The 673-nt window shown below is 44.0% G+C and carries 1 protein-coding gene; it reads left to right on the top strand.

From position 1 onward, the window contains the following. A partial coding sequence (locus tag GC097_RS16115) for an ABC transporter permease (protein WP_171684329.1) occupies positions 1 to 624 on the top strand: 624 nt, incomplete at its 5' end. Between the last annotated feature and the right edge of the window lie 49 nt (positions 625 to 673).

Here is a 673-nt window from a genome sequence, read left to right as displayed (position 1 = left end):
TTTGTGAAGAACGAGTCATTCAGTCATACACCGGCTGTTTTTCTTAATAAACAAGACTGGCTTGATCTTCAGGCGCAAACACTTACTCGCCAAGGAACGAAATCAGCCGACAGTCAAGTTTACAATGCGATTGCCATTAAAGACTCGAACGAAAAAGTTAAGGATCTTCAAGCCGCGCTGCCCAATACAGAGGTAATAACGAAGTCTGAGGCAGTATCAGCGATTCCTGGTTACAAAGAAGAGCAAGGCTCTCTTCTGATGATGATTGTCTTTTTGTTTGTTATTTCTGCCTTTGTACTGGCTGTATTCTTTTATGTCATCACGATCCAGAAAACCAGTCAATTTGGTATTTTGAAAGCCATCGGTACACGTACTGCCTATTTAGCTAGGAGTGTGACAATGCAAGTTTTGCTCTTATCGGTCGGCAGTTTGGTCATCAGCGTCTTGCTGGTACAATTGTTTGAGGCCGTATTGCCAAGTTCTATGCCATTTCAATTAGGTTTCTCCACCTTGGCACTTACTTGCTTGTCCTTTGTAGCAATGTCTCTGGCCGGTTCGCTATTTTCGGTGTGGAAGGTCGCCAAAATTGACGCTTTGGATGCGATTGGGAGGACAGCAGCATGAGAAACAGACTTGTATTACAGGAGATTACACGGACTTTTGAGGATGGCGG

The sequence above is a fragment of the Paenibacillus planticolens genome, from assembly GCF_013141725.1.
In the GTDB taxonomy this organism is placed as follows: Bacteria; Bacillota; Bacilli; order Paenibacillales; family NBRC-103111; genus Paenibacillus_E; species Paenibacillus_E planticolens.
This window is presented reverse-complemented; position numbering and strand designations above follow the sequence as displayed.